This window comes from Paracoccus gahaiensis (assembly GCF_005048225.1).
Lineage (GTDB): Bacteria > Pseudomonadota > Alphaproteobacteria > Rhodobacterales > Rhodobacteraceae > Paracoccus > Paracoccus gahaiensis.
This window is the reverse complement of sequence record NZ_SUNI01000033.1, coordinates 1-21,196: the sequence shown is the minus strand read 5'-3', so window position 1 is coordinate 21,196 and position 21,196 is coordinate 1. Positions and strand designations below refer to the sequence as shown.

Here is a 21,196-nt window from a genome sequence, read left to right as displayed (position 1 = left end):
GCGGGGGCTGCGGCGGCGACAGGCTCGGGGCGCGGGGCGGCTGCGGCGGGCGCGGGCTGCGGGGCGGGCTTGGCGGGCTTCTTCTCCGGCGCGGCGGCGACCACCGGCTCGGGCGCCGGGGCGGGCGCGGCCTCGGGCTCCTCGTTGCGGTTCGACAGACCCAGGCGGTGGACCTTGCCGATCACCGCGTTGCGGGTGACGCCCCCCAGTTCCTTGGCAATGGCGCTGGCCGACTGACCCTCGGACCACATGCGCTTCAGCGTCTCGACACGTTCATCCGTCCAGGACATGGCTGCCTTTCCGGGCGGGCTTCTCGTGCCGCCCCATCTTGTAACCTGCGATTGGCCCCGTCACAAACGGGATGCCGAGATCTAGCCGCGCAAGCGCAGAAATTCAAGGACCGCCAGATGAACGCCCCCCAAATGCCTGCCATGCCCCCGCGTCCCGACGGCCCCGCCATGGGCGTGCGCCGTTTCGGCCGGGTCAACTGGCTGGGCCTGCGCACCCTGGCGCGGCGCGAGGTCATGCGCTTCATGGCGGTCTGGCAGCAGACGATCTTCGCCCCGCTGATGACGGCGGGGCTGTTCGTGGTGGTCTTTGCGCTGGCCCTGGGCCAGGGGCGGGGCGAGGTGATGGGGCTGCCCTATCTGGTCTTCCTGGGGCCGGGCATCCTGATGATGACGGTGATCCAGAACGCCTTCGCCAACACCTCGAGTTCCATCACGGCGGCCAAGGTGCAGGGCAATATCGTCGACACGCTGATGCCGCCTCTGTCGGCGGGCGAGCTGCTGGCGGGCTATCTGGCGGGGTCGGTAGTGCGCGGCCTGCTGGTGGCGACCGTCATCGGCACGGGCATGATGCTGGTCACCGGGCGGGGCATCGCGCATCCGGTCTGGACGCTGGTCTTCGTGCTGCTGGCGGCGCTGATGCTGGGGGGGCTGGGGATCCTGGCCGGGATCATGGCGCAGAAGTTCGACCAGATGGCGGCGATCACCAATTTCGTCATCACGCCGCTGAGCTTCCTGTCGGGCACCTTCTATTCAGTGCAGGCGCTGCCCCAGCCCTTCAACATGCTGTCGCACTGGAACCCGATCTTCTACCTGATCGACGGGGCGCGCCATGGCGTCACCGGGGTCAGCGACGCCCCGGTCTGGCGCGGCGCGCTGATCTGCGCGGGCGTGGTGGCGGGGGTGCTGTACCTGGCCTGGCGCTGGCTGCGCTCGGGCTATCGGATGAAGCCCTGATTTGCGCTTGCCTTGCGGGGCAAAGCTGCGCATCCTTCGCGCCATGACGAAACGACGCAGCCTTCGCACCCGACGCTGATGCCGGCCCCCTTGCGGGCCCGCGTCCCTGTCGTCGTTTCCGCCAGTTCCCCATCCATCGCCGGAGCCTGCCCATGATCCCGCACGTCCTGCCGACCTATAACCGCGCCCCCCTGGCCTTCGAGCGGGGCGAAGGAGCCTGGGCGATCACCGCCGACGGCACCCGCTATCTGGATCTGGGCGCGGGCATCGCGGTCAACCTGCTGGGCCATGCGCATCCCGATCTGGTCGCGGCGCTGACCGAGCAGGCGGGCCGCATCTGGCACGTCTCGAACCTGTACCAGATCCCCGAGCAGGAGCGGCTGGCCGACCTGCTGGTCGAGGCGACCTTCGCCGACACCGTCTTCTTCACCAATTCCGGGACCGAGGCCGCGGAACTGGCCATCAAGATGGTCCGCAAGCACTGGGATCACGCGGGCGATCCCGACCGCATCGAGATCCTGACCTTCGAGGGCGCCTTCCACGGCCGCTCGACCGGGGCCATCGCCGCCGCCGGGTCGGAAAAAATGGTCAAGGGCTTCGGCCCGCTGATGCCGGGGTTCCGCACGTTGCCTTGGGGCGATCACGCGGCGCTGGACGCCGCCGTCAGCGACCGCACCGCCGCGATCCTGGTCGAGCCCGTGCAAGGCGAGGGCGGCATCCGCCCGCTGCCGGACGCCTGCCTCAAGGGGCTGCGCGAGATCTGCGACCGGGCCGGTGCGCTGCTGGTGCTGGACGAGGTGCAATGCGGCATGGGCCGGACCGGGCGGCTCTTTGCACATGAATATGCGGGGATCGCGCCCGACATCATGATGGTCGCCAAGGGCATCGGCGGCGGCTTCCCCCTGGGCGCGGTGCTGGCCACCGAAGCCGCTGCGGCCGGCATGGTGGCGGGCAGCCACGGCTCGACCTATGGCGGCAACCCCCTGGCCTGCGCGGTGGGCGCGCGGGTCATGCAGATCGTCGCCGACGACGCCTTCCTGGCCGAGGTGAACCGCAAGGCCGCGCTCTTCCGCCAGAAGCTGGAGGGGCTGATCGCCGCCCATCCGGCGGTCTTCGAGGGCGTGCGCGGCCAGGGGCTGATGCTGGGGCTGAAATGCCGCGTGGCGCCGACGGATATGGTGCGCGCGGGCTATGACCAGCAGATCCTGACCGTGCCCGCCGCCGACAACATGCTGCGCCTGCTGCCGCCCCTGAACATTGACGATGCCGAGATCGCCGAGGCGGTCGCCCGCCTCGACCGCGCCGCCGCCAGCCTGGCCGCCTGACGACCGCCCACCTCCCCCAGGCCGTCCTGCGCTTCTTCTTTGCAAAAATACCCCGGGGGGGCCGTGCGGGCACCGCGCGGCGGGGGCAGCGCCCCCGGGGAACCTCCGCCCTCTTGACCTTGGCCGGGCAAGCGGGCTTCCATGGCGGAAATTGCCGAAAGATCAAAGCAGATGACCCATTTCCTGGATATCCACACGACCGACCGGGCCGCGCTGCGGTCCATCATCGACACCGCCCGCGCGATGAAAACCGCCCGCAACGACCGCCCCAAGGGCACGCCCGACGACGACCAGCCGCTGGCAGGGCGCATGGTGGCGCTGATCTTCGAGAAGCCCTCGACCCGCACCCGGGTCAGCTTCGACGTGGGCGTGCGCCAGATGGGCGGCCAGACGATGATCCTGTCGGGATCCGAGATGCAGCTGGGCCATGGCGAGACGATCGCCGACACCGCGCGCGTGCTGTCGCGCTATGTCGATCTGATCATGATCCGCACCTTCGAGGAGGCGACCCTGCTGGAGATGGCCGAATATGCCACCGTGCCGGTCATCAACGGGCTGACGAACCGGACCCATCCCTGCCAGATCATGGCCGACGTGATGACCTTCGAGGAACATCGCGGCAATATCGCCGGCAAGAAGGTGGTCTGGTCGGGCGACGGCAACAACGTCTTCGCCAGCTTCGCCCATGCGGCGGGGCAGTTCGGCTTCGACCTGACCTTCACCGGCCCCCCGCCGCTGGACCCCGAACGCGCCTGCCTGGACTATGCGGCGGCGCAGGGCCATCCGGTGACCATCGAGCGCGACCCCGCCCGCGCGGTGACAGGCGCCGATCTGGTCGTGACCGACACCTGGGTCAGCATGCACGATCCGCAATCCGCCAAGGAGCGTCGCCACAACCAGCTGCGCGGCTATCAGATCAACCAGGCGCTGATGGACCAGGCCCGGCCCGACGCGCTGTTCATGCATTGCCTGCCGGCGCATCGCGAGGACGAGGTGACCAGCGCGGTCATGGACGGCCCGGCCTCGGTCATCTGGGACGAGGCCGAGAACCGGCTGCATGCGCAGAAGGCGATCATGCGGCACTGCCTGGGCGTCTGAGCTGACGGACGGGCGGCCAAGGCCGCCCGGTGACTTGAGGACAGTCCGCGCCAAGGGCGCAGACTGTCCGGTCGGGTGCCCGGGGCGCGGTCTTGCCCTTTTGGCGGGCTCTGGTCAGGGTGCAAGGCCAGAGAAAACGGGGACGCAGATGCGCAGTTTCGATTTCGGATCCTGGCAGGGGGTGCTGACCACCGTTCTGGGCCTCGCGCTGTTCGCCGTCATCGGCGTCGGCATCCGGGTACTGGTCATGCTGACCATCCAGCAGCGTCAGCAGCGCATGAACCGGCAGATCAACGAGCGTCTGCGGACCCTGATCGCGGCCTATCGCACCCTGGGCGGATCCTTCACCGGAGAGCTGACCGTCAACCCGGCGCATCTGCGCGACCTGCGCAAGGTGGAGGTGCCCTCAGAGGCCGGGATGGCGCTGCCGGAGGCGGACCCCGCGCCCGAGCCGGCCTCGGACCGGCCCCGCCGCATCCGCGACGCGGTCGAGGCGGCGCTTGCCGACATCCTGCTGCTGGGCACCGACGAGCATGTCCGGCTGGCCGGGAAGGCGGCGGGCGACATGGCGGCGGGGCGACCGATCCACACGGCGGAACTGGTCATCTCGCTGCGCGAGTTCATCCGCCGCGCGCTGGATCTGGAACCGATCCCGGCCTCCGTCGCCATTCCGCTGCAGGGCCCGACGCGACCCCAGGGTGGGGGTGGCGGCGGTCGCGGCGGCAAGGCCGAGGGTGGGCGCGACCGTGCCGGCGGTGGCAGTGGCGGTGGTGGAGGAGCGGCGGGCGGCGGCGGCGGCATGGGCCCGATGGGGATGCGCCGCGACGATCCCGCTCCACCCGGCTGAGGCCGGAATGTCCCACCCGGCTGAGGCCTCAACCCCCCCCGCCTAGCTGAGATCCCAAACGCCGGCCGGGCCAGGCTTCAAACGCCCCACCTGTCGGGGGGCCTCGAACGCCCCGCCCGCCGGAGGCCGGAACGCAAGACCCCCGCCTTCTGAGGGGCGGGGGCTTCGGTTGCGGTTCTGGCGCGCGGGCTTAGCCGATGGCGGCGGCGCGGACCTCATCGTCGATGGCATCCAGATATTGCGCGAAATTGTCCGAGAACATCTGCACCAGCTTCTTCGCCTGCGCGTCATAGGCGGCGGGCTCGGCCCAGGTCTGGCGGGGATCCAGCAGGACCTCGGAGACGCCGGGCACGCTGACCGGGACCTCGAAGCCGAAATTCGGATCGCGGCGGAACTCGACCGCGTTCAGGCTGCCATCCAGGGCTGCGGCCAGCAGGGCGCGGGTCGCGGCGATGGGCATCCGCTTGCCGACCCCGAAGGCGCCGCCGGTCCAGCCGGTGTTGACCAGCCAGCAGGAGGCGCCGTGCTGGGCGATCTTGTCGGCCAGAAGCTTGCCATAGACCTCGGGACGGCGCGGCATGAAGGGCGCGCCGAAGCAGGTCGAGAAGGTCGGCACCGGCTCGACCACGCCGACCTCGGTGCCCGGGGTCTTGGAGGTGAAGCCGGACAGGAAGTGATACATCGCCTGCGCCGGGGTCAGCCGCGCGATGGGCGGCAGCACGCCATAGGCGTCGCAGGTCAGCATGATGATGTTTCTGGGATGCCCGCCCAGGCTGGTCGGCGAGGCGTTCGAGATCGCGTCCAGCGGATAGGCGCAGCGCATATTGTCGGTGATCGAGTTGTCCTCGAAGTCCAGTTCCAGGCTGTCCTCGTCGAAGACCATGTTCTCGATCACGGTGCCGAAGCGGGTGGTGGTGGCATGGATCTCGGGCTCGGCCTTGGCGGACAGGTTGATCGTCTTGGCGTAGCAGCCGCCCTCGAAGTTGAAGATGCCCGTGTCGGACCAGCCATGTTCATCGTCGCCGATCAGCACGCGCGAGGGATCGGCAGACAGGGTCGTCTTGCCGGTGCCCGAGAGGCCGAAGAACACCGCCGCGTCGTCGGGATCGCCCGGCGCGTGGTTGGCGCTGCAATGCATCGGCATGATGCCCTTGGCGGGCAGCAGGTAGTTCAGCAGGGTGAAGACGGATTTCTTGTTCTCGCCGGCATAGGCGGTGTTGGCGATCAGGATCAGCTTGGCATCGAAGTTCATCGCGATCACGGTCTCGGACCGGCAGCCGTGGCGGGCGGGGTCAGCCTTGAAGCCGGGGCAGTTGATGATCGTGAATTCGGGGGTGAAGCTTGCCAACTCGTCCGCCTCGGGGCGGCGCAGCAGGTGGCGGATGAAGAGGCCGTGCCACGCCATCTCGGTCACGACGCGCACGTCGAGGCGGTTGTCGGCATCGGCGCCGGCGAAGAGGTCCTGCACGAAGTAGTCGCGGCCCTTCATATGGGCCAGCATGTCGGCGTGCAGCAGGTCGAAGGCCTCCGGCGCCATCGGCTTGTTGTTCTCCCACCAGATCGAGTCCTCGACCGAAGCCGTTCGCACGACGAACTTGTCCTTGGGCGAGCGACCGGTATGAGCGCCGGTCGAGACGAGGAAGGTGCCGCCCAGGCCCATCCGGCCCTCGCCGCGCGCCACGGCCTGGGTCATCAGGGCGGGCTCGAGAAGGTTGTAATGGACCTGGCCCAGCCCCGCGATGCCCTGATCTTCCAGTCTGCAATGGGGGTTTACGCGCGTCGTCATGTCGGGGGCTCCGTGGGGTTTGGGGTCGGGTGCCCGGGACGGGCGGCTATCCCGGGCTATAGCACGGCGGATTCGGCACGGAACAAGGCAGCGCTAACGGTTAGCGGAAACAGTTAATGTTAACGCCAACAGGATGCCGATGACCCCGGATTGGGCAGGTGACGGGCGGATGACGCGCGGGTGACGGCGGGAAATTAACCCGGTTAGATCAGAATCGGACAGGGGGGTGATTCGGATGACGCAGCTGCACGCCACGACCGTGGCCCTGAACGGGGTGGGGCTGGTGATCCTAGGCCCCTCGGGGTCGGGCAAGTCCGGCCTGGCGCTGGAGCTGATGGCGGTGGGCGCCCTGCTGGTGGCCGATGACCGCACCGATCTGCGCCTGCAGGACGGCCGTCTGATCGCGCAGGCACCGCCCGCATTGCTGGGCCGGATCGAGGCCCGGGGGGTGGGGATCCTGTGGGCCCGGCCCTCGCCGCCGGTCCCGGTCGGGCTGGCCTGCGATCTGGGGCGCCCGGAAGAGGATCGCCTGCCACAGCTGCGCCACCAAGAGTGGCTGGGGGTCCGGGTTTCGCTTGTGCTGGGTCCCTATCGGCCCCATCTTTGCGCTGCACTGCGGCAGCTGATGCTGGGACGGCGTCTGGCATGACCGCCGCGCGCCCGGCGAAAGGAATGCGGATGGTTCAGGACGCTTTCGAGGAACAGGCCGCCCTGCGGGTGCAGCGGCTGGTGCTGGTCACCGGGCCCTCGGGTGCGGGGCGGTCCACCGCGATCAACGTGCTGGAGGATCTGGGCTTCGAGGCGATCGACAACCTGCCCTTGTCGCTGATCCCGCGCCTGCTGGACGGGCCGGCGCGGCCGGTGCCGCTGGCCCTGGGGCTGGATGTCCGGAACCGCGACTTTTCCGCCTTCAACGTGATCGAGCTGATCGACCGGCTGACCCGGCGCCCCGATTACGCGCCCGAAGTGCTGTATCTGGATTGCGACGCCGACGTGCTGGTGCGCCGCTACAGCGAGACGCGCCGCCGCCACCCTCTGGCCCCCGACGAGGCGCCGCTGGCAGGCGTGATGGCCGAGATCGACCTGCTGGCGCCGATCCGGGCGCGGGCCGATGTGCTGGTCGACACGACCGAGCTGTCGCCCCATGACCTCAAGGCCGAGCTGACGCGCTGGTTCGACCTGCGGCCCGACCGGCGGCTGAGCGTGTCGCTGCATTCCTTCAGCTTCAAGCGGGGCGTGCCGCGCGGGCTGGACCTGATGTTCGACTGCCGCTTTCTGGCCAACCCGCATTGGGAGCCGGGCCTGCGGCCGCTGGACGGGCGCGACGGGCGCGTGCAGGGCCATGTCGCGGCCGATCCGCGATTCGCGGAATTCTTTGACCGCACGCGCGGGCTGATCCAGTTCCTGCTGCCCGCCCATATGGACGAGGGCAAATCGCATCTGGCGGTGGGCTTCGGCTGTACCGGCGGGCAACACCGTTCCGTCACTTTGGTGGAAAAGATGGCTCTGGCGCTTGCAGATGCAGGCTGGCCGGTGTCAATAAGGCACAGGGAACTCGAGCGGCGGATCACGGCGCTGCCCTCCGGCACGGAGCCTGCGCCCCCAAGCGGGGCACGGGCGCTGCAGGGGCAGGCGTCATGACGGCTTTGACCCAAGGTTTTGGTGGAACGCGTTGATCGGAATTGTCATCGTAGCGCATGGCGGTCTGGCGCGGGAATATCTTTCCGCGGTGGAACATGTCGTAGGCCCGCAACAGGGCATTGCCGCGGTCGCGATCGAGGACGATCACGACCGCGCGGCCAAGACGGCTGAAATCCAGGCGGCGGCGGATGCGGTGGATCTGGGCGACGGGGTCGTGCTGGTGACGGATCTGTTCGGCGGCTCGCCCTCGAACCTGTCGCTGCCGGCCTGCGCGGTTCATGACCGGGCGATCCTCTATGGCGCGAATCTGCCGATGCTGGTCAAGCTGGCCAAGTCGCGGCACCTGTCGGTGCCCATCGCCGTGGGCTTTGCCAAGGATGCCGGGCGCAAATACATCAACAGCTACAATGTCCCGCCCGAAGCGGCCGCAGGTCGCGGGCGGCTGGCGCGATGACCGGCCCGGTGACCCGCGATCTGTCGATCATCAACGTCAAGGGCCTGCACGCCCGGGCCAGCGCCAAGTTCGTGGACCTTGTCGAGCGGTTCGATGCCCAGGCCCAGGTCGAGAAGGACGGGATGAGCGTCTCGGGCGATTCGATCATGGGCCTTCTGATGCTGACCGCCGCGCGCGGCAGCCAGATCCGGGTCACCACGACCGGCCCGCAGGCCGCCGATCTGGCCGATGCGCTGGAGGCCCTTGTCGGGGATTTCTTCGGCGAAGGCATGTAGTGCCCGATCCGACCTCCCGCGACCGCAAGACCTATCACCACGGCAATCTGCGTCAGGCGCTGGTCGAGGCCAGCGCCTCCCTGGTCGAGGAGCAGGGCCCCCAGGCCTTCACCCTGACCGAGGCCGCGCGCCGGGCGGGCGTCTCGCCCGCCGCGCCCTATCGCCATTTCAAGGGCCGCGAGGATCTGCTGGAGGAACTGGCGCGGCAGGGTTTCCTGGAATTTGCCGACAAGCTGCAGGTGGCCTTCGACGATGGCCGCCCGCGCCCGCTGAGCGCCTTCCTGCGGATGGGGCAGGCCTATCTGGATTTCGCCGCCGAACGGCCCGGGCATTACATGGCGATGTTCGAATCCGGCATCTCGATCGCCGGGAATGCCGATCTGGCCGCCGCCTCGGGGCGGGCGCAGGGGGTGCTGATCTCGGCCGCCGAGGCGCTGGCCGCGCGCCTGCCCGAGGGCAGCCGCCCTCCGTCGCGCATGGTCGCCAGCCATATCTGGGCGCTGAGCCATGGCGTGGTCGAGCTGTTCGGGCGCGGCAAGCCCGGCAGCCGCAGCCCGGTCGAGCCATCGGAAATGCTGGAAAGCGGCGCGATCATCTATCTGCGCGGGCTGGGCTTGATCCAGGACTGAAGATTTTTCGCGACAAATGTCTTGACGGACGGCCCGGCCTTCCCATCTATGTAAATGTAATTCACATTAGCATAGGGAGACACCAAAGATGACCACCGCAACCCCCGTGCTTCGACCCGCCTCGACCGAGGCCTCGACCGGGCAGCGCCTTGGCGATGTGCTGATGCGCGCCCGCGACTGGCTGGACGGGCGCGGCCGCCCCGCCTGGATCGTCGCGATGATCCTGGGCTTTATCGCCTTCTGGCCCCTGGGCCTGGCCCTTCTAACCTACATGATCTGGAGCAAGCGCATGTTCGGATGCAGCAAACGCAGCTATTCCACCCCTTCCGCCCCCACCTCGACGGGCAACACCGCCTTCGACGCCTATCGCGCCGAGACGCTGAAGCGCCTCGAGGACGAGCATCGCGAGTTCATGGATTTCCTGGCCAAGCTGCGCGAGGCCAAGGACAAGTCGGAATTCGACCAGTTCATGGACAAGCGCACCGCCAAGGCCGACGCGTAAGCGCGCAAGGCTCTGGGCTCAGGACACCGGGCGGGGCCGGGATGACCGGCCCCGTCCGTCATTCGCCGCGCGGAAAGCGGCGGGTCTCTTCCAGGTCGTTCAGGTCCATGTGGTTGCGCATGTACTGCTCGGACGCGCGCTGCAGGGGCTGATAGTCCCAAGGGTAGTAGGCGCCGTTGCGCAACGCCTCGTAGACGATCCAGCGGCGGGCCTGGGACTGGCGCACCTCGGCGTCATAGGCGTCCAGATCCCATCGCCGCGCGGCCATCGCGCGGAACCGCTCCAGCGTTTCGGCATGGGCGGGGTCCGGGGCCAGGTTGGTGCGTTCCCCGGGATCGGCCTGCAGGTCGAACAGCTGTTCGGGATCGGCGCGGCAGGCGGTGTATTTCCAGCGTCCGTCGCGTAGCGCCACCAGCGGGGTGATGCTGCCCTCGGCGGCATATTCCAAAGGCACGGGGCCGCGATCGCCCCCCTTGGCCAGCGAGACGCCGTCCGTCCAGGGCGCGATCTCGTCCATGGCCAGCCCGGCCAGATCGCAGAGCGTGGGCAGCACGTCCAGCGTGCTGACCGGCTGATCGACGCGCCCCGGCGCCAGTTCCGGCGCCGAAATCATCAGGGGCACACGGGCCGAGCCTTCGAAGAAGTTCATCTTGAACCACAGCCCCCGCTCGCCCAGCATCTCGCCATGGTCGGACAGGAACAGGATGATCGTGTCCTGCTGGCCCGTGGCCTCCAGCACGTCGAGGATCTGGCCGATCTTGTCATCGACATAGCTGATATTGGCGAAATAGCCCTGCCGCGCGCGGCGGATCTGGGCGTCGGTGATGTCGAAGGCCTGTGCGTCGCAGGCATCCATCAGCCGCTGCGCATGGGGGTCCATCTCCACGTAGGGGAGGGGCGCGGGCGGCTCCAGCTCGGGCACGCCCTCGTAGAGGTCCCAGTAGCGGCGCCGCGCCACGAAGGGATCATGAGGATGGGTGAAGCTGGCCGTCAGGCACCAGGGCCGGTCGTCTCCGCTGCGCGCCAGATCATAGAGCTTGCGGCAGGCCTGATGGGCCACGTCGTCGTCGTAATCCAGCTGGTTGGTGATCTCGGCCACGCCGGCGCCGGTGACCGAGCCCAGGTTGTGATACCACCAGTCGATCCGCTCGCCCGGCTTGCGATAATCCGGGGTCCAGCCGAAATCGGCAGGATAGATGTCGGTGGTCAGCCGCTCCTCGAAGCCGTGCAGCTGGTCGGGGCCGACGAAATGCATCTTGCCCGACAGGCAGGTGCGATAGCCCGCCCGGCGCAGGTGATGCGCATAGGTCGGGATGTCCGAGGCGAACTCGGCCGCGTTGTCATAGACCCGCGTGCGGCGGGGCAGCTGGCCCGACATGAAGCTGGCCCGCCCCGGCGCGCAGAGCGGGCTGGCGGTATAGGCATGGGCATAGCGGGCGGACCGTTCCGCCAGGCGCCGCAGGTTCGGGGTGTGCAGGAACGGGGCGGGGCCGTCGGGGAACAGGACCCCCGACAGCTGGTCCGCCATGAGGATCAGGATATTGGGCTGCACGGCTCTTATCCGGCCACCGCCGCCTGCACGGCATCCAGGCCCGGCTGGCCGTCCAGCGTGGTCACGCCGTCCAGCCACGGGGCCAGCGCGTCGGTGTTGTCGGCCATCCAGTCGCGCGCGGCCTCCTGCGGATCGGCGCCATCGTCCAGGATCGCGCCCATCAGCTGGTTCTCCATCGTCACGTCGAAGACCAGCTGCGTGAAGAGCCGCGCGGCATTGGGGCAGGTCTCGGCCCATTCGGCGCGGGCCAGCGTGTGGACGGTGGCGCCGCCGTAATCGGGGCCGAACTGCGCGTCGCCGCCCGACAGATAGGTGATCTCGATCGCCTCGTTCATCGGGTGCGGCGCCCAGGCCAGGAAGACCGTGGGGGTGTCGTCGTTGCGGGCGACCTGCGCCAGCATCGCCTGCTCGCCGGACTCGACCAGCTCCCAATCGCCCAGGCCGAAGGTGTCGGCGTCGATCATGCCCTGGATGTTCTGGTTGGCGGGCGCGCCGGGCTCGATGCCATAGATCTTGCCCTCGAACGCGTCGCGATGGGCGTCCAGATCGGCGAAATCGGCCACGCCGAGCGCGACAGCCGCCGGGTTGACGGCCAGCGTGAACTTGGCGCCCTCGAGGTTTTGCACCAGTTCGGTCACGCCGCCATCGGCGTCCAGATCGGCGCGGAAGCTGGCCTGCGCGGGCATCCAGTTGCCCAGGAACACGTCGGTCTGGGCGCCTTTCAGCGCCTCATAGCCCACCGGCACCGACAGGGTGGCGATGTCGGGCGTGTAGCCGAGCGCGTCCAGCAGCGCCGCCGCGACGCCGTTGGTCGCGGTGATGTCGGTCCAGCCGGGATCGGACAGACGCACCGTCGCGCAGCTGTCGGCGTCCTGGGCCAGCGCGGGCATGGCCGTGAGGGCAGTCAGCGCCAGGGCCGTGGCGAGGATCGGTCGGGTCATGGGTCTCTCCTGTCGGGTTGGTTGATTATCCGCTCAGTCAAGAACGGAGTCCCGGGGCGCGACCGTCCGAATGCGACATTCAGCGTGTCGGAATTGGCGTGTCGCCCCGATAGTCGTAGAATCCGCGCCCGGTCTTGCGGCCCAGCCAGCCCGCCTCGACATATTTGGTCAGCAGCGGGCAGGGGCGGTACTTGGTGTCGGCCAGCCCGTCATGCAGCACGTTCATGATCGCGAGGCAGGTGTCCAGGCCGATGAAATCGGCCAGCTCCAGCGGGCCCATCGGGTGGTTGGTGCCCAGCTTCATGGCGCTGTCGATCGAGCTGACCGAGCCCACACCCTCGTAGAGCGTGTAGACGGCTTCGTTGATCATCGGCATCAGGATGCGGTTGACGATGAAGGCGGGGAAATCCTCGGCGGTGGCCGAGGTCTTGCCCAGCTTCTCGACGACGGCGTGCAGCTCGCGATAGGTCGGCTCGTCGGTGGCGATGCCGCGGATCAGCTCGACCAGCTGCATGACAGGCACGGGGTTCATGAAATGGAAGCCCATGAACTTTTCGGGGCGGTCGGTGCGCGAGGCGAGGCGGGTGATCGAGATCGAGGAGGTGTTCGAGGTCAGGATCGTCTCGGGCTTCAGGTGCGGGACCAGATCCTCGAAGATCGCCTGCTTGACGGTCTCGCGTTCCGTGGCGGCCTCGATCACCAGATCGCACTGGCCCAGATCGGCCAGCTTCAGCGTGGTGCGGATATGGCCCATCGCAGTGGCCTTGACCTGGGCCGTGATCTTGTCGCGGCTGACCTGGCGTTCCAGATTGCGGTCGATCAGCGCGATGGCCTTGTCGAGCGCGTCCTGGCTGATGTCGGTCAGAAGGACGTCATAGCCCGCGACGGCGAAGACATGGGCGATGCCGTTGCCCATCTGACCCGCGCCGATCACGCCAACCGATTGAACCGCCATCCCGAACCCCCTGCTTGTTCCGGCGGACGATAGGGCGGGGCGGGACATGCTGCAATGCAAAACCGCCCCCTTTGGGAGGGGGCGGTCTGCGGAGGACTGCGGCGGGAGGGGGGCGCTGCCCCCCGTCGCGTGCCGCGACTCCCCCCGGGATATTTATGACCAAGATGAAGGGGTCAGAGTTTCTCGGTCAGTTCGGGGACGAGGGTGAAGAGATCGCCCACGAGGCCGTAATCGGCGACCTGGAAGATCGGGGCTTCCTCGTCCTTGTTGATGGCGACGATGACCTTGCTGTCCTTCATGCCGGCCAGGTGCTGGATGGCGCCCGAGATGCCCACCGCGACATAGAGGTCGGGGGCGACGACCTTGCCGGTCTGGCCGACCTGCCAGTCGTTGGGGGCATAGCCCGAATCGACGGCGGCGCGGCTGGCGCCGACGGCGGCGCCCAGCTTGTCGGCCAGCTGCTCGATCATCACGAACTGCTCCTTGGAGCCGAGCGCGCGGCCGCCCGAGACGACGCGGCCTGCCGAGGTCAGGTCGGGGCGGTCGCTTTCGGCGGTCTCATCGGAGAGCCAGCTGGACAGGGCCGGATCGGCGCCCGGGGTCGCGTCCGCGACGGGGGCGGCGGGGCCCTCGCCCGCGGCATCGAAGCTGGCGATGCGGATGGTCATGACCTTGGTGGTGTCCGAGGAGGTGACCGTCTGGATCGCGTTGCCGGCATAGACCGGGCGTTCGAACGTGTCCGCGTCGATGGCCGCCGAGACCTCGGAGAGGACCATCACGTCCAGAAGCGCCGCGACGCGGGGCATGATGTTCTTGGCATCCGTCGTGGCGGGGGCGACGATATGGCTGTAATCGCCCGCCAAAGAGACCATCAGCGCGGCGGTGGGTTCGGCCAGACGGTGACCGTAGAGCGGCGCCTCGGCTACGAGGACGCGGGACACGCCGGCGATGGTTGCGGCGGCCTCGGCGGCGGCACGGGCCTGGGCGCCGGCGCAGAGCACGGTGATGTCGCCGAGCGAGGCGACGGCGCTGACGGCCTTGGCGGTGGCGTCGCGGTTCAGCTCGCCGCCGGTGACTTCGGCCAGAAGAAGGACAGCCATCACACGACCCCCGTTTCTTTGAGTTTGGAGACCAGCTCGTCCACCGAGCCGACCTTGATGCCGGCCTTGCGGCCCTCGGGCTCGCGGGTGGCGGTGATCGTCAGGCGCGGGGTGACGTCGACGCCGTAATCGGCGGGCGTCTTCTCCTCCAGCGGCTTCTTCTTGGCCTTCATGATGTTCGGCAGCGAAGCATAGCGCGGCTCGTTCAGGCGCAGGTCGGCGGTGACGATGGCGGGCAGCTTGACCTCGATCGTCTGCAACCCGCCATCGACCTCGCGGGTGACGCGGGCCAGATCGCCCTCGACCTCCAGCTTGCTGGCGAAGGTGGCCTGGGACCAGCCCAGAAGCGCCGACAGCATCTGGCCGGTGGCGTTCATGTCGTTGTCGATGGCCTGCTTGCCGGCGATGACCAGCTGCGGCTGTTCCTGGTCCACGATGGCCTTCAGGATCTTGGCGACGGCCAGCGGCTCGATGTCCTGATGCACGTCATCGGCGGCGATGACCAGGATAGCGCGGTCGGCGCCCATGGCGAGCGCGGTGCGCAGGGTCTCGGCGGCCTGCTTGACGCCGATGGACACGGCGACGATTTCCGTCGCGACACCCTTTTCCTTGAGACGGATCGCCTCTTCGACGGCGATCTCGTCGAAGGGGTTCATCGACATCTTCACGTTGGCCAGATCGACTCCGGATCCGTCCGCCTTCACGCGGGCCTTCACGTTGTAGTCGATCACGCGCTTGACTGGCACGAGGACTTTCATGAGCCTCTCTCCCTTGATTGAGCGTCATCTGTCGGAGGGATTGTTAGACAGGGACGCCCGGCAATGACAGGGCAAAAACGTCGCGGGACGCAGCGTTTGCGCCTCCCGCGACGGGGTCGGGGCCTAGCGGCTGGCGCCCGGGACCCAGAGGATGTCGGCCGCGCCATTGTCGTTGACCACGCGGCCCGCGACGAACAGCCAGTCCGACAGCCGGTTCAGATAGCGGATCGCGGCGCCGTTCACGTCGCCGCCTGCCAGCAGCTCGGTCGCGCGGCGTTCGGCCCGGCGCGCGACGGTGCGCGACAGGTGCAGATGCGCGGCCAAGGGCGTGCCGCCGGGCAGGATGAAGCTGCGCAGCGGCGTCAGATCGGCGTTCATCGCGTCGATCTCGGCCTCCAGCCGGTCGACCTGGGCGTCGATGATGCGCAGGACCGGATAGCCCGCCTCGCCATCGGCGGCCATGTTGGGGCGCGACAGGTCGGCGCCCAGGTCGAACAGGTCGTTCTGGATCACCGCGATGCGCGCGGCCATGTCGCCGGTGGCATGCAGGCGGCAGAGGCCGAGCGTGGCGTTCAGCTCGTCCACCGTGCCATAGGCCTCGACCCGGGGATCGCTTTTGGCGACGCGGCTGCCGTCGGAGAGGGCGGTGACGCCCTTGTCGCCGGTGCGGGTGTAGATGCGGTTCAGGACGACCATCACGCGCCCCTCAGCCAGAGGAACAGCATCAGGATGACCAGCGCGCCGGCCTGGGCATAGAGGCGCCAGCGCATCATGCGGTTGCCGTTCTTGCGGTTGAACTCGCCGCCTTTGGCAAAGCCGCCGATGCCGGTCATCAGGATCGCGAAGACCACCCCGACAGCCAGCAGGGTGACGAGGAACAGGGATTGATCGGGCATGGGGGCACCGCCTTTCGGAGTTCAACCTAGTTCCGGCGCGCGAACCAGTCCAGAGCGCGGGTGGACAGAAGCCGCCGCGCCACCCCGGAAATGCGCGTGGGCGCCGTGACATAGTAGCGCGGGGCGGGGTTCGGGACCGTCAGCGCGGTCAGGATGCGGCTGCTGACGGCGCGCGGGGGCAGTTCGAACCGGTCCTTGCCCGAGGGTTCGTAGAGTCGTTTCAGCAGCGTCGCGCGGTACTGGTCGGCGCGCGGGCTGGCCTGCCAGTTCACCCACCGTTCGAAATGCGGGATGGCGTTCTCGCGGATGCGGCTGGTGATCGGGCCGGGCTCGATCAGGACGATCTTGACGCCGGTGCCGTGCATCTCCAGCCGCAGGACGTCTGTCAGCCCCTCCAGCGCGAATTTCGTCGCCACATAGGGGCCGCGCCACGGGATGCCGACCAGCCCCAGGACCGAGCTGATGGTGATGATCCGCCCCGCGCCCTGTGCGCGGAACTGCGGGATCAGCCGGGTGGTCAGGTCATGGGTGCCTAAGAGGTTCACCTCGAAGATCGCGCGCAGGGCGCCGCGCGGCATGTCCTCGACGGCGCCGGGCAGGGCGAAGGCGGCATTGTTGACCAGCGCGTCCAAGGGGCCGCCCGCCAGCGCGGCCTCGGCGCATTCGGCGACGCTGGCCTCGTCGGACAGGTCCAGATGCAGGCATTCCATCCCCTCGGCCCGACGGGCGGCGATATCCTCGGGGCGGCGGCAGGTGGCCACGACCTGCCAGCCGCTGGCCTGCAGGTGCCGCGCGGCGTCCAGGCCAATGCCCGACGAGCAGCCGGTGATCAGGACGCGCCTCACGGCGCCTGCGTCGACAGGAACTGGCCCGAGACGAACCCCTCCTGCCCCGAGGGCGCGCGGATCTGCATCCATTCGCCGCCCAAGGGTCCGAGCGCCTCGACGGCGGTGCCGCCATCGAGGCCGGTGACGACCGGATTGTCCGTGCCGGGGCCCGAACGCATGTTCACCCGGGTGGCGGTGACATAGAGGGTGGCGCCCGCCTCGCCCGGGGGCAGGTCGGGCGCGGGGGTTTCCTCCGCGAATTCGGGCGAGGGTTCCAGCGGCGGGCCGGGAAAGCGCGGCGCCTGCTCGGGGGTCTGGCTGGCGGCGGGCACGATCCCCGAGGGCGCCTCGGGCGCCAGGGGGGCGGCGGGCGCGGGTGGATCAGACTCGGCGGGTTGCGGGGTCATGGTGGCCGAGGAGGGCGTGACCGGTGCGCGCTCGGGCGCCGCACCATCGCCCAGCTGCCACAGCGCGAGGACCAGCACGGTCAGGGTGGCGAGTATCAGCAGTCCCAGCCTGATCATGTCGCGCCGTCCCCTGTCGCCGCACCCGTTCGGTCGGTTCGCGCGGACAACGCCGCCCGCCCGCAGGCGTTCCCGGGCGGCGTTTTTCGATCTGGACCCCTCGGGCGCGGCGGCCTATCCACGTCCCATGTCCGATGATCTCATTCCCGACCCCGAAAAGGGCACCGTCAGCGAACCCCTCAGCCGCGCGATCGGCGAGCGCTACCTGACCTATGCACTGTCCACGATCATGCACCGCGCGCTGCCCGATGCCCGCGACGGGCTGAAGCCGGTGCATCGCCGCATCCTCTATGCCATGCGCGAATTGCGTCTGGCGCCGAACGGGCCGTTCCGCAAATCGGCCAAGATCACCGGCGACGTGATGGGCAACTATCACCCGCATGGCGACGCGGCGATCTATGATGCGATGGCGCGGCTGGCCCAGGATTTCGCCATGCGCTATCCGCTGGTCGACGGGCAGGGCAACTTCGGCAATATCGACGGCGACAACCCCGCCGCCGCCCGCTACACCGAGGCGCGTCTGGCGGCGACCTCCGAGGCGCTGATGGAGGGGCTGACCGAGGATTCGGTCGATTTCCGCCCCAATTACGACGGCACCCTGTCCGAGCCGATCGTGCTGCCCGCCGCCTTCCCGAACCTGCTGGCCAATGGCGCCTCGGGGATCGCGGTCGGCATGGCCACCAACATTCCGCCGCACAACCTGCACGAGGTCGTGGATGCCTGCCTGCATCTGATCAAGATGCCCGATGCGCGCGACGACACGCTGGCCACGCTGATCAAGGGCCCCGACTTCCCGACCGGCGGCGTGCTGGTCGAGAGCGCCGAGAGCATCGCCGAGACCTATCGCACCGGCCGCGGCGCCTTCCGCGTGCGGGCCCGGTGGGCGCAGGAGGATCTGGGCCGCGGGCTGTGGCAGATCGTCGTGACCGAGATCCCCTATCAGGTGCAGAAATCCAAGCTGATCGAGCGGCTGGCCGAGCTGATCCAGACGCGCAAGATCCCGATCTTCGCCGATGTGCGCGACGAATCCGCCGAGGACATCCGCATCGTGCTGGAGCCCAAGGCCCGCACCGTCGATCCCGAGCAGCTGATGGGCGCGCTGTTCCGCAACAGCGACCTGGAGCTGCGCTTCAACCTGAACATGAACGTGCTGATCGACGGGCGCGTGCCCAAGGTCTGTTCGCTCAAGGAGGTGCTGCGCGCCTTCCTGGACCACCGCCGCGAGGTGCTGGTCCGCCGCGCCGCCTATCGGCTGGAGAAGATCGCCGCCCGGCTGGAGGTGCTGGAGGGCTATCTGGTCGCCTATCTGAACCTCGACCGGGTGATCGAGATCATCCGCACCGAGGACGAGCCCAAGGCCGTGATGATGGCCGAGTTCGGGCTGAACGACGTGCAGGTCGAGGCGATCCTGAACATGCGCCTGCGCGCGCTCCGCAAGCTGGAAGAGATCGAGCTGCGCGCCGAACGCGACGCGCTGCTGTCCGAACGCGAGGGGCTGCAGGCCATGCTGGACAGCGAGGAGGCGCAATGGGCGCAGATCACCGACCAGCTGAAGCAGGTGCGCAACCTCTTCGGCAAGTCGCGCCCCGAGGGCCAGCGCCGCACCACCATCGGCGAGGCGACCGAACTGCCCGCCATCGACCTCGATTCGATGATCGACCGCGAGCCGGTGACGGTGATCCTGTCGAAGATGGGCTGGATCCGCAGCATGAAGGGCCACCAGCCGCTGGAGGCCGAGCTGAAGTTCAAGGACGGCGACGGCCCGGGACAGGCGCTGCATGCCGAGACGACCGACAAGCTGATGATCTTCGCCTCAAACGGCCGGTTCTACACGCTGCCCGCCAATACGCTGCCCGGCGGGCGCGGCATGGGCGAGCCGCTGCGCCTGATGGTCGATCTGCCCAACGAGGCGCAGATCATCGCGCTGTTCCCGTGGCGGGCGGGGGCGAAATACCTGGTCGCTTCGAAGGATGCGAACGGCTTCGTCGTGAACTCGGCCGACATCCTGGCGCAGACCCGCAGCGGCAAGCAGGTGCTGAACGGCGAGGCGCTGCTGTGCAAGCCCGTGCAGGGCGACCATGTCGCGGTGGTCGCCGGAACCCGGCGGATGCTGGTCTTCCCGCTGGCCGAGCTGCCCGAGATGTCGCGCGGCAAGGGCGTGCGGCTGATGAAGCTGAACCCGGGCGGGCTGTTCAAGGACGAGGTCCTGACGGATGCCGAGACGCTGACCCTGGCACAGGGCCTGTCCTGGCCCATGGGCGGCGGCAAGACCCGGACCGAGCCCGACCTGTCGGACTGGCTGGGCAAGCGCGCTTCGGCCGGCCGCATGGCGCCGCGCGGCTTCCCCCGCAACAACCGCTTCGCCTGAACGAAGGGCGAGGCGCCGCAAGAGGGGCTCCGCCCCGCTCGCCGCTGCGCGGCGGCCTCCCCGGGATATTTGGGCCAAGATGAAAGAGCGGGGTGCGGACATGACGGCGCCCTGCCGTGACGGCCCCGGGGAGGGCGGCCCGGCAGGGCGCTTTCACCTTGGGCGGTCATCGGCGTCCCCGCCTGTACCGCCCCTCCATCCTCGCGCGAAGATCTTTCATCTTGGTTAAAATATCCCCGCCGGAGGCTCTTTCTTTTCGGCAGGGATGCTACAGACCGCCGCCGCCGACCGAGCCGAAATATTCGCCGGTGATGTAGCTGGCCTCGTCCGAAGCAAGCAGCACATAGATCGGCGCGATCTCGACCGGCTGGCCCGGGCGGCCCAGGGGCTGGCTGGCGCCGTGTTCCTGCGCCTTGTCGGTGGGCTGGCCGCCGCTGATCTGCAGCGCGGTCCAGTAGGGGCCGGGGCAGACGGCGTTCACGCGGATGCCGCGCGGGGCCAGCTGCTTGGCCAGGGATTGGGCGAACGCGACGTTGGCCGCCTTGCTTTGTGCATAGTCGAAGAGATGCGCCGATCCCGAGAAGGCCTGCACCGAGGAGGTGATGATGATCGAGCCGCCGGCCTCCATATGGGGCAGGGCGGCGCGGGTGACCCAGAAGGGCGCGTAGATGTTGGTCTTCATCGTCGCGTCGAAATCCTCGGTCGTCAGGTCTTCCAGCCGGTTGCAGAATTGCTGGCGGCCGGCATTGTTGACCAGGATGTCCAGCCCGCCCAGCTGCGAAGCGGCGCTTTCGACCATCTCCTTGCAGAAGCCCTCGTCGCGCAGATCGCCGGGGATGGCGACGGCGGTGCGGCCCTCGGCCTCGATGGCGACGACGACGCGATCGGCGTCAGGCTGCTCGTCGGGCAGGTAGGTGATCGCCACGTCGGCGCCCTCGCGGGCATAGGCGATGGCGGCGGCGGCGCCGATGCCGCTGTCGCCGCCGGTGATCAGGGCGCGCTTGCCCTTGAGCCGGCCGCTGCCGCGATAGCTGGTCTCGCCATGGTCGGGCAGGGGGTCCATCTTCTGCGCCAGACCCGGAAAGGCCTGTTCCTGCGCGGGAAAATCGGGGATCGGCAGGCTGGGGTCGGAGATGGCGCCGCTGCGGAAGGGGGGACGGGCGGGGGTGTCGGACATGGGAGCCTCTTGTGCTTCGTGTTCGCGGGGCAACGGCGCAGGCTGGCGAATGTTCCAAGAGGGCCAAGGGTGCCGGGTCGCGCGGCCCGGGGCGGGCAACTGACATTACTCCCCCGCAAACCGAAAGGGCCGCCCTTTCGGACGGCCCCTGTCGTGGGTTCACGTGGCCTTGCCCTTTCGGGCGCGGATCACTTGATGATCTTGGAGACCACGCCGGCGCCGACGGTGCGGCCGCCTTCGCGGATGGCGAAGCGCAGCTTCTCTTCCATCGCGATCGGGGCGATCAGCTCGACCTCG

24 protein-coding genes are annotated in these 21,196 nt (G+C 68.7%); 11 read left to right on the top strand and 13 right to left on the bottom strand.

Going from position 1 to position 21,196, the window contains the following annotated elements:
- A partial coding sequence (locus tag FA743_RS18740) for a GcrA family cell cycle regulator (RefSeq protein ID WP_281281794.1) occupies positions 1-290 on the bottom strand: 290 nt, incomplete at its 3' end.
- A gap of 117 nt (positions 291-407) precedes the next feature.
- Here FA743_RS18740 and FA743_RS18735 point away from each other — a divergent pair.
- The 4 genes from FA743_RS18735 to FA743_RS18720 all read left to right on the top strand — a co-directional run bounded on the left by FA743_RS18735 (position 408) and on the right by FA743_RS18720 (position 4,514).
- A complete protein-coding gene (locus tag FA743_RS18735) occupies positions 408-1,244 on the top strand; it encodes an ABC transporter permease (protein WP_246055053.1) in 837 nt (278 codons plus the stop codon).
- A gap of 152 nt (positions 1,245-1,396) precedes the next feature.
- Positions 1,397-2,569, top strand: coding sequence for an aspartate aminotransferase family protein (locus tag FA743_RS18730; protein ID WP_136887597.1), 1,173 nt, complete (start codon positions 1,397-1,399; stop codon positions 2,567-2,569).
- A 171-nt stretch (positions 2,570-2,740) separates the two neighbouring features.
- Positions 2,741-3,667 carry an ornithine carbamoyltransferase gene (argF, locus tag FA743_RS18725; RefSeq protein ID WP_136887596.1) on the top strand — a complete coding sequence of 309 codons (927 nt, stop codon included), beginning with the start codon at positions 2,741-2,743 and terminating at the stop codon, positions 3,665-3,667.
- Between the two features lie 148 nt (positions 3,668-3,815).
- A complete protein-coding gene (locus FA743_RS18720) occupies positions 3,816-4,514 on the top strand; it encodes a hypothetical protein (RefSeq protein ID WP_136887595.1) in 699 nt (232 codons plus the stop codon).
- Positions 4,515-4,704: 190 nt separating this feature from the next.
- On the opposite strand, the gene FA743_RS18715 is transcribed toward FA743_RS18720, so the two are convergent.
- Positions 4,705-6,300 (bottom strand): phosphoenolpyruvate carboxykinase, encoded by a 1,596-nt coding sequence (locus FA743_RS18715; protein ID WP_136887594.1) that lies wholly within the window; start codon positions 6,298-6,300, stop codon positions 4,705-4,707.
- A gap of 235 nt (positions 6,301-6,535) precedes the next feature.
- Between FA743_RS18715 and FA743_RS18710 the strand changes: the two genes are divergently transcribed.
- The 6 genes from FA743_RS18710 (at position 6,536) to FA743_RS18685 (ending at position 9,801) form a co-directional block, all read left to right on the top strand.
- On the top strand, positions 6,536-6,949 hold the full coding sequence (locus tag FA743_RS18710) for an HPr kinase/phosphorylase (protein ID WP_136887593.1): 414 nt from the start codon (positions 6,536-6,538) through the stop codon (positions 6,947-6,949).
- Between the two features lie 29 nt (positions 6,950-6,978).
- Complete coding sequence (rapZ, locus tag FA743_RS18705; protein WP_136887592.1) at positions 6,979-7,941, top strand: RNase adapter RapZ; 963 nt, start codon at positions 6,979-6,981, stop codon at positions 7,939-7,941.
- A 31-nt stretch (positions 7,942-7,972) separates the two neighbouring features.
- On the top strand, positions 7,973-8,395 hold the full coding sequence (locus FA743_RS18700; RefSeq protein ID WP_136887591.1) for a PTS sugar transporter subunit IIA: 423 nt from the start codon (positions 7,973-7,975) through the stop codon (positions 8,393-8,395).
- The gene (locus FA743_RS18695) at positions 8,392-8,670 is read left to right on the top strand and encodes an HPr family phosphocarrier protein (RefSeq protein WP_136887590.1); all 279 of its coding nucleotides are present in this window, start codon (positions 8,392-8,394) and stop codon (positions 8,668-8,670) included. The genes FA743_RS18700 and FA743_RS18695 overlap by 4 nt, the downstream gene beginning before the upstream one ends.
- The gene (locus tag FA743_RS18690) at positions 8,670-9,299 is read left to right on the top strand and encodes a TetR/AcrR family transcriptional regulator (protein WP_136887589.1); all 630 of its coding nucleotides are present in this window, start codon (positions 8,670-8,672) and stop codon (positions 9,297-9,299) included. The genes FA743_RS18695 and FA743_RS18690 overlap by 1 nt, the downstream gene beginning before the upstream one ends.
- Positions 9,300-9,387: 88 nt before the next feature.
- Positions 9,388-9,801 (top strand): DUF2852 domain-containing protein, encoded by a 414-nt coding sequence (locus FA743_RS18685; protein WP_136887588.1) that lies wholly within the window; start codon positions 9,388-9,390, stop codon positions 9,799-9,801.
- Positions 9,802-9,859: 58 nt separating this feature from the next.
- On the opposite strand, the gene betC is transcribed toward FA743_RS18685, so the two are convergent.
- The 9 genes from betC to FA743_RS18640 form a co-directional block, all read right to left on the bottom strand.
- A complete protein-coding gene (betC, locus tag FA743_RS18680) occupies positions 9,860-11,353 on the bottom strand; it encodes a choline-sulfatase (RefSeq protein WP_281281793.1) in 1,494 nt (497 codons plus the stop codon).
- A 5-nt stretch (positions 11,354-11,358) separates the two neighbouring features.
- On the bottom strand, positions 11,359-12,294 hold the full coding sequence (gene choX, locus FA743_RS18675) for a choline ABC transporter substrate-binding protein (RefSeq protein ID WP_136887587.1): 936 nt from the start codon (positions 12,292-12,294) through the stop codon (positions 11,359-11,361).
- A 79-nt stretch (positions 12,295-12,373) separates the two neighbouring features.
- Positions 12,374-13,249: a 3-hydroxybutyryl-CoA dehydrogenase gene (locus tag FA743_RS18670; protein ID WP_136887586.1), complete on the bottom strand. Its 876-nt coding sequence runs from the start codon at positions 13,247-13,249 to the stop codon at positions 12,374-12,376.
- A gap of 173 nt (positions 13,250-13,422) precedes the next feature.
- A complete protein-coding gene (locus FA743_RS18665) occupies positions 13,423-14,349 on the bottom strand; it encodes an electron transfer flavoprotein subunit alpha/FixB family protein (RefSeq protein WP_136887585.1) in 927 nt (308 codons plus the stop codon).
- Positions 14,349-15,107 (bottom strand): electron transfer flavoprotein subunit beta/FixA family protein, encoded by a 759-nt coding sequence (locus FA743_RS18660; protein WP_136887584.1) that lies wholly within the window; start codon positions 15,105-15,107, stop codon positions 14,349-14,351. The genes FA743_RS18665 and FA743_RS18660 overlap by 1 nt, the downstream gene beginning before the upstream one ends.
- 123 nt (positions 15,108-15,230) lie before the next feature.
- Positions 15,231-15,803, bottom strand: a complete 573-nt coding sequence (locus FA743_RS18655) for a cob(I)yrinic acid a,c-diamide adenosyltransferase (protein WP_136887583.1) — start codon at positions 15,801-15,803, stop codon at positions 15,231-15,233.
- The gene (locus tag FA743_RS18650; protein ID WP_136887582.1) at positions 15,803-16,003 is read right to left on the bottom strand and encodes a twin transmembrane helix small protein; all 201 of its coding nucleotides are present in this window, start codon (positions 16,001-16,003) and stop codon (positions 15,803-15,805) included. The genes FA743_RS18655 and FA743_RS18650 overlap by 1 nt, the downstream gene beginning before the upstream one ends.
- A gap of 26 nt (positions 16,004-16,029) precedes the next feature.
- Positions 16,030-16,848: an SDR family NAD(P)-dependent oxidoreductase gene (locus FA743_RS18645; RefSeq protein WP_136887581.1), complete on the bottom strand. Its 819-nt coding sequence runs from the start codon at positions 16,846-16,848 to the stop codon at positions 16,030-16,032.
- Positions 16,845-17,354, bottom strand: a complete 510-nt coding sequence (locus FA743_RS18640) for an SH3 domain-containing protein (RefSeq protein WP_136887580.1) — start codon at positions 17,352-17,354, stop codon at positions 16,845-16,847. Before FA743_RS18640 ends, FA743_RS18645 begins: the two co-directional genes overlap by 4 nt.
- A 127-nt stretch (positions 17,355-17,481) precedes the next feature.
- Here FA743_RS18640 and parC point away from each other — a divergent pair, with 127 nt between their 5' ends.
- On the top strand, positions 17,482-19,722 hold the full coding sequence (gene parC / locus FA743_RS18635; protein WP_136887579.1) for a DNA topoisomerase IV subunit A: 2,241 nt from the start codon (positions 17,482-17,484) through the stop codon (positions 19,720-19,722).
- A gap of 268 nt (positions 19,723-19,990) precedes the next feature.
- Here parC and FA743_RS18630 read toward each other — a convergent pair whose 3' ends face one another.
- Together FA743_RS18630 and FA743_RS18625 are read right to left on the bottom strand one after the other, a co-directional pair.
- On the bottom strand, positions 19,991-20,899 hold the full coding sequence (locus FA743_RS18630; RefSeq protein ID WP_136887578.1) for an SDR family oxidoreductase: 909 nt from the start codon (positions 20,897-20,899) through the stop codon (positions 19,991-19,993).
- A gap of 188 nt (positions 20,900-21,087) precedes the next feature.
- A partial coding sequence (locus FA743_RS18625; RefSeq protein ID WP_136886666.1) for an EF-Tu C-terminal domain-related protein occupies positions 21,088-21,196 on the bottom strand: 109 nt, incomplete at its 5' end.

Bases quoted from the DNA above. Each gene is read 5' to 3' on its own strand.
- FA743_RS18640 (WP_136887580.1), bottom strand. From the start codon at position 17,354: ATGATCAGGCTGGGACTGCTGATACTCGCCACCCTGACCGTGCTGGTC.
- FA743_RS18665 (WP_136887585.1), bottom strand. From the start codon at position 14,349: ATGGCTGTCCTTCTTCTGGCCGAAGTCACCGGCGGCGAGCTGAACCGC.
- parC (WP_136887579.1), top strand. From the start codon at position 17,482: ATGTCCGATGATCTCATTCCCGACCCCGAAAAGGGCACCGTCAGCGAA.
- FA743_RS18630 (WP_136887578.1), bottom strand. From the start codon at position 20,899: ATGTCCGACACCCCCGCCCGTCCCCCCTTCCGCAGCGGCGCCATCTCC.
- FA743_RS18715 (WP_136887594.1), bottom strand. From the start codon at position 6,300: ATGACGACGCGCGTAAACCCCCATTGCAGACTGGAAGATCAGGGCATC.
- argF (WP_136887596.1), top strand. From the start codon at position 2,741: ATGACCCATTTCCTGGATATCCACACGACCGACCGGGCCGCGCTGCGG.
- FA743_RS18710 (WP_136887593.1), top strand. From the start codon at position 6,536: ATGACGCAGCTGCACGCCACGACCGTGGCCCTGAACGGGGTGGGGCTG.
- FA743_RS18655 (WP_136887583.1), bottom strand. From the start codon at position 15,803: ATGGTCGTCCTGAACCGCATCTACACCCGCACCGGCGACAAGGGCGTC.
- FA743_RS18685 (WP_136887588.1), top strand. From the start codon at position 9,388: ATGACCACCGCAACCCCCGTGCTTCGACCCGCCTCGACCGAGGCCTCG.
- FA743_RS18695 (WP_136887590.1), top strand. From the start codon at position 8,392: ATGACCGGCCCGGTGACCCGCGATCTGTCGATCATCAACGTCAAGGGC.
- FA743_RS18650 (WP_136887582.1), bottom strand. From the start codon at position 16,003: ATGCCCGATCAATCCCTGTTCCTCGTCACCCTGCTGGCTGTCGGGGTG.
- rapZ (WP_136887592.1), top strand. From the start codon at position 6,979: ATGGTTCAGGACGCTTTCGAGGAACAGGCCGCCCTGCGGGTGCAGCGG.
- choX (WP_136887587.1), bottom strand. From the start codon at position 12,294: ATGACCCGACCGATCCTCGCCACGGCCCTGGCGCTGACTGCCCTCACG.
- FA743_RS18670 (WP_136887586.1), bottom strand. From the start codon at position 13,249: ATGGCGGTTCAATCGGTTGGCGTGATCGGCGCGGGTCAGATGGGCAAC.
- FA743_RS18730 (WP_136887597.1), top strand. From the start codon at position 1,397: ATGATCCCGCACGTCCTGCCGACCTATAACCGCGCCCCCCTGGCCTTC.
- FA743_RS18720 (WP_136887595.1), top strand. From the start codon at position 3,816: ATGCGCAGTTTCGATTTCGGATCCTGGCAGGGGGTGCTGACCACCGTT.
- FA743_RS18735 (WP_246055053.1), top strand. From the start codon at position 408: ATGAACGCCCCCCAAATGCCTGCCATGCCCCCGCGTCCCGACGGCCCC.
- FA743_RS18660 (WP_136887584.1), bottom strand. From the start codon at position 15,107: ATGAAAGTCCTCGTGCCAGTCAAGCGCGTGATCGACTACAACGTGAAG.